Origin of the sequence: Photobacterium alginatilyticum (genome assembly GCF_009910675.1) — a bacterium.
In the GTDB taxonomy this organism is placed as follows: domain Bacteria; phylum Pseudomonadota; class Gammaproteobacteria; order Enterobacterales; family Vibrionaceae; genus Photobacterium; species Photobacterium alginatilyticum.
The window spans coordinates 1-9,563 of record NZ_RSEJ01000053.1 but is presented as its reverse complement, the minus strand read 5'-3'; the positions used below and the strand labels follow the sequence as shown (position 1 = coordinate 9,563).

7 protein-coding genes, 4 tRNA genes and 1 pseudogene are annotated in these 9,563 nt (G+C 51.6%); 6 read left to right on the top strand and 6 right to left on the bottom strand.

Features of this window, described 5'->3' with window-relative positions; translation table 11 throughout:
* Positions 1-147 (bottom strand): FAD-binding protein (locus tag EIZ48_RS27345; protein WP_160658369.1); only part of this gene is annotated, 147 nt, incomplete at its 3' end.
* A gap of 550 nt (positions 148-697) precedes the next feature.
* Between EIZ48_RS27345 and epmA the strand changes: the two genes are divergently transcribed.
* On the top strand, positions 698-1,669 hold the full coding sequence (gene epmA, locus EIZ48_RS27340; protein WP_160658446.1) for an elongation factor P--(R)-beta-lysine ligase: 972 nt from the start codon (positions 698-700) through the stop codon (positions 1,667-1,669).
* Positions 1,670-1,990: 321 nt separating this feature from the next.
* Here epmA and EIZ48_RS27335 read toward each other — a convergent pair.
* The 5 genes and pseudogenes from EIZ48_RS27335 to rsgA all read right to left on the bottom strand — a co-directional run.
* Positions 1,991-2,297 (bottom strand): annotated as a pseudogene (locus EIZ48_RS27335) (EamA family transporter); the annotation flags it as partial.
* Positions 2,298-2,571: 274 nt separating this feature from the next.
* Complete coding sequence (locus tag EIZ48_RS27330; RefSeq protein WP_160658444.1) at positions 2,572-4,455, bottom strand: methyl-accepting chemotaxis protein; 1,884 nt, start codon at positions 4,453-4,455, stop codon at positions 2,572-2,574.
* Between the two features lie 249 nt (positions 4,456-4,704).
* Positions 4,705-6,120 (bottom strand): SLC13 family permease, encoded by a 1,416-nt coding sequence (locus tag EIZ48_RS27325; protein WP_160658442.1) that lies wholly within the window; start codon positions 6,118-6,120, stop codon positions 4,705-4,707.
* A 136-nt stretch (positions 6,121-6,256) separates the two neighbouring features.
* The gene (gene asd / locus EIZ48_RS27320; protein WP_160658441.1) at positions 6,257-7,144 is read right to left on the bottom strand and encodes an archaetidylserine decarboxylase; all 888 of its coding nucleotides are present in this window, start codon (positions 7,142-7,144) and stop codon (positions 6,257-6,259) included.
* Between the two features lie 166 nt (positions 7,145-7,310).
* A complete protein-coding gene (rsgA, locus tag EIZ48_RS27315; protein ID WP_160658439.1) occupies positions 7,311-8,363 on the bottom strand; it encodes a small ribosomal subunit biogenesis GTPase RsgA in 1,053 nt (350 codons plus the stop codon).
* A gap of 133 nt (positions 8,364-8,496) precedes the next feature.
* Between rsgA and orn the strand changes: the two genes are divergently transcribed.
* The 5 genes from orn (at position 8,497) to EIZ48_RS27290 (ending at position 9,562) form a co-directional block, all read left to right on the top strand.
* A complete protein-coding gene (gene orn, locus EIZ48_RS27310) occupies positions 8,497-9,042 on the top strand; it encodes an oligoribonuclease (protein WP_075768171.1) in 546 nt (181 codons plus the stop codon).
* Positions 9,043-9,169: 127 nt separating this feature from the next.
* Positions 9,170-9,246 (top strand) — tRNA-Met (locus tag EIZ48_RS27305).
* Positions 9,247-9,248: 2 nt separating this feature from the next.
* A tRNA-Gly gene (locus tag EIZ48_RS27300) sits at positions 9,249-9,324 on the top strand.
* A gap of 42 nt (positions 9,325-9,366) precedes the next feature.
* Positions 9,367-9,442 (top strand) — tRNA-Gly (locus EIZ48_RS27295).
* Positions 9,443-9,485: 43 nt separating this feature from the next.
* Positions 9,486-9,562 (top strand) — tRNA-Met (locus EIZ48_RS27290).
* Position 9,563 lies beyond the last annotated feature (1 nt).

Below are 9,563 nucleotides of genomic sequence, written 5' to 3'. Positions count from 1 at the left end.
TGCCGCTACGGTATGAGAGCGCATTGGGTAAACTTTGGAAATTAGTGCAATTTCTAAGTCTGGGTTTGCTTCTGCAGCAGCAATGGCAGCACGTAGGCCTGCACCACCTGCGCCGATTACAGCGATATCTGTGGTAATAGTCTTCACAGCTATCCTCCGAAGGTAAGACGATAAAATTTAAAAAAGTACGCTTTCGCGTACTTTCCCTTGAAATCCTGACTTCATTCTATGAAACAATATCGATAGAAAATTTGATTTAGACGCAGCTTTTTTATCGAAATAGCCCCAAAGTATAAGGTGATTACAGAAAGTGTGATTATTGTCACAAGTTGTCATGTTTTGTGATTGTTAATTGACCGTTTTATTTTGTGTGAATTGTTTCTGGCTCATTAATGGTGTGTTTCGTGTTTGGTTGTTAACTGCCTCATTTAAAAAGGAAACTAAATCATTAGTGGTAGTTGGATGTGACGAAATGTTGTATTTATTTATATTTGGTGTGGTTGTTGTTGCTAGATGGTGTTGTTTTGGTGGCGGTTTTGATGTGATTGGCGCGCTGTGATGATGTTTGGCTATTCATAATTCTTCACAACTATGGCTGATGCTCTTGTGGTATGGACAAGGATGGTGGCTGTGGCGAATTAAGGAGTTTGGTAGACTGATGCGCAACTGATTTCTCCCGACTGAAAAGAAGTAGACTATGACCTTGAACTGGCAACCGACAGCCTCAATCGCGCAGCTGAAACAGCGTGCGGCGACTATCGCTACAATTCGTGATTTCTTTGCCCGCCGAGAGGTGCTGGAAGTTGATACGCCAGCGATGAGCCAGGCAACAGTGACGGATATTCATCTCCATACTTTCCAGACTGAGTTTGTCGGGCCGGGTTATGCAAAAGGACAGACGCTGTACCTGATGACCAGTCCTGAATTTCACATGAAGCGGTTATTATCCGCGGGCAGTGGTCCTATTTATCAGATCTGTAAGTCATTTCGAAACGAAGAGTCTGGCCGGTTCCACAACCCTGAATTCACGATGCTGGAGTGGTATCGCCCGGGGTTTGACCATCACGCCTTGATGGATGAAATGGATGAGCTACTGCAGCTGGTGCTGGGCTCGGATCAGGCTGTACGAATGACTTACCAGCAGGCGTTTGTCGATGTACTGGGGGTTTGTCCGCTGCAGGGCAGTATGACGGATCTGAAACTGGCGGCATCGGCGCTGGGACTGAGCGATATCGCCGAGCCCGAAGATGATCGCGATACCTTGTTGCAATTGCTGTTCAGTGTCGGTGTCGAGCCGAAAATAGGGCAGCAAGTCCCTGCTTTTGTTTATGACTTTCCAGCTTCCCAGGCTGCGCTTGCGCAAATTAACCCGACCGATCCGCGCGTGGCTGAGCGTTTCGAGGTGTACTTTAAGGGGATTGAGCTGGCGAATGGTTTCCATGAATTGGCTGATGGCGACGAGCAATTGGCCCGTTTTGAAGAAGATAACCGCAAGCGCCTGAAAATGGGTTTGCCACCTCAGCCGATTGATCACCATTTAGTTGAGTCCCTACGTGCAGGTTTTCCTGATTGCGCAGGGGTTGCGCTTGGCGTTGATCGTTTGATCATGCTGGCGCAGCAACTGGATCATATTGATCAGGTAACGGCATTTCCGATCGACATTGCCTGATAACAGGTGATGTGTTGCCAGAAAAGATCTAGCACAAGAAGCGCGGCCCAGGCCGCGCTTTTTATGTTGGCTGTTAACCAGATATCAGAATCGTACAGAGGGTTGCCGACACCGCTGCCTGGTTATACCGTTTCTTCGCCAGTTGAAACGGACTTTGCTTTCTGCCTTATTGGCAGGAAGCAGGGGGGAACTGTTTGTAGGCTAGCGACAGGCGGCAAGTTAGGATTTCAAGGCGTCTTATCGAAGCGGTTCAAACTATAAGCAATCCCGCAGCCAAATGCAAACAGTTATCACTTACAGTTGGTGGCGTCAGCAAGCGTGCTAACTGCCGACGATTAACCCGGTGCCTATGACAGCCAAAAAGGCTCCCACCCAGGCACTCTTGTTGGGGATGCCGCCGGTGTGCAGCCAGAGCAACGGCAGGACCATGATGGGCGTCGTTGAAGAGAGCAGGGCGACCATGCCAACATCGCCATAGCGCAGTGCATAGAGAATCAATGTCATACCGACAGCCATCGCGAGAAAGCCATTGATGGCAACCATGGTCAAAATGGGCAGGATGATAGGCCTTACCGGCCGAACAAAGAGGGGCGCCACTCATTCGCAGCAATAAATGGGGACCGAGCGCCAGCCATTCATACCCAATAATCCCGTGTGGCATACCTATCCCTGTTAGTCAGTCGGTACCGGAAGTGCTCCGGGACTTGTAGCCGGCTCATCTTACCGCAAGGGAAGGAGGCCTGCTGATAAAGGAACTGGCTATTTTTTCATACTGAGTATGAGAGATATTCATGCTCTGTCAGGTGTTACAGTATTGGCTGGGGCGGGCGGTTTAACACCTTCCAGAAAAAAGCCGCCCTAGACAGGCGGCTTTGAAGAGATTTATCTGTTGCTCAATGCAATCACACTTTAAAGCGCGAGATATCCTGGCGCATGGTGTCGGCAGAACTGTTCATTTCACGACTGCTCTGGCTGACCTCGGCAGTTTGCTCTGCCAGATGATCCGAGACCTCCTTGATAGCCTGGGTATTACGGCTGATATCTTCACTCACGGCCCGCTGCTCTTCGGCGGCGCTGGCAATATGGGTCGCCATGTCTGATATTTCAGTAATGGTGTGGGTGATTTGGTTCAGACTCTCACTGGCCGCTTCGGCATAACCGACACTCTGATCGGCCAGCTCGGTACTGGTTTGCATGCTGTCGACCGCCTGCTGGGTGTTTTGCTGCAGGGTCTCAATCATGCTGCGGATTTCTTCGGTCGAGTCATGGGTGCGCTGGCTGAGGACCCGGACCTCATCGGCCACGACGGCAAAGCCTCGTCCCTGTTCGCCGGCTCGCGCGGCCTCGATCGCCGCGTTCAATGCCAGCAGGTTGGTTTGCTCGGCAATGCCCTGAATGGTGGATAGGATCTGGTTGATGCCCTGGGCATTGTTTTCCAGCTCATGGATCACATTGGCAGCATCCTGAACCTGATTGGCCAGTGAGGTAATGGCATTCCGGTTTTGGCCGATAACGTCCTGACCCTGCTCGCAGGCCGAGGTTGATGCCTGGGCGGCAGCGGCTGTCATCTCGGCATGGTTGGCAACTTCACCGGATGTGGCGGACATTTCATGAATGGCGGTCGCAATTTGGTTGACATCATTTTGCTGCTCGCTGACTCGCTGTGAGGCAAGGTTGCTGAGCTGCGCTGAACGCTCGGCATATTGGCCCAGATCCTGAGAGTGGTTGACGACACCTTTGATCATGGTTTGCAGCTGGGCGAGAAAGCGGTTCATATTATCGGCCAGCTCGCCAATCTCATCCATTCGCTCGATGGCGATACGCTGTGTCAGATCACCGCTGCCCTGTGCCAGCTGGCTGACAGATTGGTTAAGGTTGTTAAGCGGACGCAGCAGGCTGTTGATGATCATGGTGGCTATCACCGAGATAACCAGGTAAAGCATAACTGAAGCCAGAACAATGAACTTGATCTGCTCGCCGATGGAGGCAAAGGCCAGTGACTCATCTTCGACCAGTGCCAGTGTCCAGTCTGTGCCGGCAATCGGGCTGGCATAAATCAGCTTTTCCTGGCTGTCGCTATCTAGCGTGAAAGTTTGAATGGTCTGTTCGCTTTGCAACTGGCGGAACAGCGCCGTTGTCAGTTCGCTGTCTAGCTGAGTGATGGGCTGTTGGCTGAGTGTTTCATCGCGGTAGGCGACAATGTTGTGATTGCCGTCGATCAGAAAGGCAAAGCCGTTGTGTTCCAGTTTTAGGTTGAGCACCTGATCAATGATATGGCTGACGGTCAGGTCGGCGGCGAGAACACCTTGGTGGTTACCCTGAAACGCTTTGGCAAAGCTGACGACGATACTGCCGTCAAAATCCTGGTACGGTTCGGTGAGTACCAGTTCTCCGGCATTGATAGCATCCTGGTACCAGGGACGAGAGCGAGGATCATAGTCGGCGGGCCAGTCTTCCGTTTTGTCACCGTACGCAATGCTGCCGTCGCTGAAGCCGGCATAGACTGACAGGAACTGACCGGCACGCTTGGTTAGCAGCAGCTCGCGATCCACGTTGTCCTGGTTGGCAATTAAAGGTTCATTTGCCAGCATCATATCACTGCGGGTATCGAGCCAGTCGGCTATATAGCGGCTGGTGGCCTGGCCGATATCTCGCATCTGGTTACTGACTTCCGTGGTGGTTTCCTGTTGCAGCTGGCTGATGGATATCCAGGCCTGCACGGCACTGACTGAGGCAATAATTGCGGCTATTGCGACCTGTATTTTTAGCTTGATCGTATATTTCATCTTGGACTCTCACGTGTGGCCAGATTTATAGATATGTGGGTATGACTCAGTGGGAAGAGTTGTTGTTATGGTATCTCTTGGTAGTTATATCGGCCTTTAGAAGATAATCCTCATCAACCTGCTGCGAAAATAATGTGATCGTAGTGGCAAATAAATACTAAAGACGCTGGAAGGCGTAGAAAATGCGAAGGCAGCCAAGCTGCCTTCGCTGGTGGAGCGAGTGTGGACGTGTTTATGGGGGCGTGGTTTTTAGGTCAGGACCAGGGCTCCGGCATAGACGACGATAAGACCGACCAGGCCGATAATCACCCCGGTTTTGGCCATGTCTTTGCTCTCAATGAGTCCGGTCGAATAGGCCAGTGAGTTCGGTGGTGTCGAGACCGGCAAAATCATCCCAAGAGAAGCCGAGAAGGCGACGACAACCAGTACGCCCTGCAGGCCTCCCATCGAAGCCAGGCTTTCCATAGAGGCAGCAACTGCCGCCGCAATGGGCATCAGCAGGTTGGCGGTGGCTGTGTTGGACATAAAGTTAGCCATTAGCCAACAGATAATCGACAGGGTCAGTACGACGGCGATAGGAGAAAGGGCATCATAGTCGATAGCATGCGCCAGTGCCGCTGCCAACCCGGTTTTGTCCAGACCGAGACCGATAGCAATACCACCGGCAACCAGCCACAGGACATCCCAGTTGATCAGTTTCAGTTCTTCCTTGCCCATGATCCCGGTCAGGGTAAACACCGCCAGTGGAATAATGGAGACGACATAGGTGTTCATGCCGTGCAGCGAGGTGGTCATCCACATGATGATGGTCAGGGCAAACGTGATGTAAACCACAATGGCCTGCCAGCTCTTCTGGAAGCGGCCCTCAAGTTTGAGTTCCATTTGCTGCTGGGTCGACGGAAACAGTTTTTGTAACAGCCACCAGGCAAATGCCAGCTGCAAGATAACAAACGGCAGGCCTATCATCATCCAGCCAAGGAAGCTGATGCTATGCTCACCGGTGAGATACTGCAGGGCAATGGCATTGGGTGGTGTCCCGATAGGGGTGGCTATGCCGCCGGTATTCGCCGCAATCGGGATGCACAAAACCAGGGCCTTGATCCCGATATCTCCCTTGGGAACAGAAGCGACAATCGGTGCCAGCAGGGCCAACATCATTACCGTCGTCGCCGTATTGGACATGAACATCGAGAATACGGCAGTAATGAGCATCAGACCGAGCATGATAAATTTTGGCTGGGTACCGAAAGGTTTGAGCAAAACCCGGGCAAGGTTGTTATCCAGCTCATACTTGGAGGCGGCAATCGCCAGCGCAAAGCCACCCATAAACAGAATAATAATCGGTGATGAAAAGGCGCTGAAGATATCAGTGTACTTCATCATCTCGCCCATTTCGTGTCCCTCAACGCTGGAGCGGAATAAGTGAAGCCCCTTGTCGGAGATCATGATCAACTCAAGGGCAATGATGAGAATGGATGTCGCAAACACCGGTACCGGTTCGAGTACCCAGAGCAGGGCGGCGAGGGCAAAAATGGCCAGCAGTCGATGCTGGATGAGGGTCAGACCGTCTATCGGGATGACGTCGATAGGGAGCATCAATATACCAAGCGGTATCCCGAAGGCGATCAGCAGCTTGACCAGCTGCGCAATGGATATCTTCTTCATAGTATGTTGGTTTGCTTATAGTTATGGACTGCAAATCAGCATACTATTTGAGCGCTTGAAATTTCTACGGCAGGGTCTATTTTTCGCACTAAAAAAGGGGCTCATACGGCCCCTTTTATTCAAAAATGTTAAGTGGTTACGCTTCTTCTGTTGCCGGCGGCTGAGCATTTACCTTCGCATAGGGTTCACCCATGCGGGTCGGCTGCTCTGGCTGCATCTCTTCGACAAAGCGGATCATGTCTTTCGGGAACAGGTTGATCACTGTCGAGCCCAGTTTGAAGCGGCCCATCTCGTCGCCTTTTTTCAGCACAACCGCTTGATCGCCGGTAGCCGGGTAATCCCAGCGACGGACATCAGGGCCGGTTGGCGGGGTAACTGTACCTGCCCATACAGTTTCGATGCTACCGACAATGGTGGCACCAACCAGGATCTGGACAACCGGACCGTGCTCAGTATCGAAGACACACACAACACGCTCGTTGCGGGCAAACAGGTTCGGTACATTCTGTGCGGTCAGCGGGTTGACCGAGAACAGGTCGCCCGGGATGTAAACCATCTGGCGCAGGGTACCGTCGCATGGCATGTGGACACGGTGGTAGTCACGTGGCGACAGGTACAGGGTGGCAAAGTCGCCGTCCTTGAATTCGTCAGCCAGTGTATCGTCTCCGCCCAGCAGTTCGACAGCATCAAAGTAGTGACCCTTGGCCTGGAATAGACGCCCTTCTGTGATTGGACCGAGCTGGCTTACACAGGCATCTGCCGGATGGGAGATGATATCGGCCTCGTCATTGATTGGACGGGCACCGTCTTTTAGCTCGCGGACAAAGAAGTCGTTGAAGGTCGCGTAAGCCGCCGGATCTGGGTTACGTGCTTCAGACATATCAACCTTGTATCGGCCGATAAACCAGCGAATGACAGCGGTGGTCACCATGCCGGCTTTTAACGAAGCCAGCTTACCCGCTATACGGGTCAGAGTATGTTTTGGCGCGCAGTACTGCAGGCCGATTTTGAGATTATCTTGCACGGTATGTTTTCCAGAAAGTGTCAACCAATCAACAACTTGGTTACTCTTATAACATCTTAAGAATAACTCGAACCAAGAATGATACCTAAAAGACGGCGGAAAGTCAGTTAATTGCAGATTGCGATGGAGGCGAGAGAACTATCCCCTGTTGCCAGGGGATGGGATATTAATCAGGTTTGTTGCGGGAAAACTGACGGTTGGCCACGTTCTCTGACATGCTATCAATGATTTTGTGGTAACTGTCGTAGCGCTCTTGGCTGATTTTGCCCGCTTCCATGGCTTCTCGAATGATACAGCCCGGATCATCACCATGCTTGCAGTCGCGGAATTTACATCCGCCCAGGTAATCACGGAACTCGATAAAGGCCTCGGTGACCTGCTCTGGCTCTAAATGCCAAAGGCCAAACTCACGGACTCCCGGTGAGTCGATCAAATCGCCACCTTCGGGGAAGTGGTACAGGCGTGCAGCCGTCGTGGTATGTGTGCCCAGGCCGGAGTTTTCGGAAACGTCTCCGATCTCTGCATCGACCTCTGGCATCAGGGCATTGACCATACTTGACTTACCGACACCAGATTGGCCGGCAAAGATGCTGACATGGCCTTTCAAGTCTTCTTTCAGCGCGTCCATCCCTTCACCGGTATCGGTGCTGACGTAGCGAAGCTGGTAGCCAATGTCTTGGTACAAAGATAGAACGTGCTCAACTTGCTGGCGGTTTTCGGTATCCAGCAAGTCGACCTTATTGAGAACGATCAGCGGCTCGACCCCTACCGTTTCGGCCGCTATCAGATAGCGATCGATAATGTTCAGGGAAAGTTCCGGCAACACGGCAGACACTATGATGATACGGTTCACGTTGGCTGCAACGGCTTTTACCCCATCATAGTAGTCGGGACGGGTTAACATCGATTCACGTTCGTGAACGGCCTCGACGACACCGGCGATACCCTGAAGTGCTTCGACGCCCGGACGCCAGACGACTCGGTCACCCGATACCAGGCTCTGGATGCTTCGGCGCAGGTTGCAGCGGTGGATTGTCCCGGTTTCAGGATCTTCGATATCGGCATGCTGGCCAAAGCGAGTGATCACTAGGCCTTCACGTGCAGATTCCAGCAGAGTTTCGTCCCACTGGACGTCATCTTTATCACGACGAAGTCGTTTATTTTGGTTAGAGCGTACGCGACGGCTCTGACCTTTGGTGAGCTTTTTCTTTTTTGCCACAAGAATATCGTTCAGTTGAGTTGGCTTACGGTAAATTACCCTTTGGAGTGATTATCTGGTCCGGTAGGGATTCAGACAGCGCCTCCGTTTGGTATTATCATACATGGTTTACTCACAAAATAGGCAATATCCGATGACGATCAGCGATCAGAACCTTATTTGGATTGATTTGGAAATGACTGGACTGGATCCAGAAACACATCAAATCATTGAAATCGCAACCATAGTGACAGATGCTCAGCTCAACATTTTGGCGGAGGGGCCGGTTCTGGCAATTCATCAGCCTGAAGCGGAACTGGCCAAAATGGATGAGTGGTGCACGACAACCCATACCAACAGCGGACTTGTTGAACGGATCCGCCAAAGCAACATTACCGAGGAAGAGGCAGTTCGTCAGACCATTGCATTTCTGGAGCAGTGGGTACCTAAAGGGGCTTCTCCTATCTGTGGCAATAGCATCGGTCAAGATCGTCGATTTCTGTATAAGCACATGCCTGAGTTGGAACAGTACTTCCATTATCGTTATTTGGACGTTAGTACGCTAAAAGAGCTGACTCGGCGTTGGAAGCCGGAGCTGCTGAATGGATTTTCCAAGAAGGGTAGTCACTTAGCACTGGACGACATTCGTGATTCGATCGCTGAATTGCGCTACTATCGTGAGCATATTTTTACTATTTGATGGTAAAATAGTCGCTTGGGGGGAAATCTGCGGATTTTTTTGAAGAACTATTGCATCCGTAAATTTTCCTCGTATAATGCGCAGCCTCGAAAGGCAATTATCAAATGGTTGCTTTCGACAGTACGGACGCGGGGTGGAGCAGCTTGGTAGCTCGTCGGGCTCATAACCCGAAGGTCGTCGGTTCAAATCCGGCCCCCGCAACCAAAGCGACACTAGCTCAGCTGGTAGAGCGCAACCTTGCCAAGGTTGAGGTCACGAGTTCGAACCTCGTGTGTCGCTCCAATTTGATAAGCTTTCATCATGCTTTGAATGGTGAGATGTGATGCGACACTAGCTCAGCTGGTAGAGCGCAACCTTGCCAAGGTTGAGGTCACGAGTTCGAACCTCGTGTGTCGCTCCAATTTGATAAGTTCTCACGGTACTTTGAACGGTGAAAATACGGACGCGGGGTGGAGCAGCTTGGTAGCTCGTCGGGCTCATAACCCGAAGGTCGTCGGTTCAAATCCGGCCCCCGCAACCAA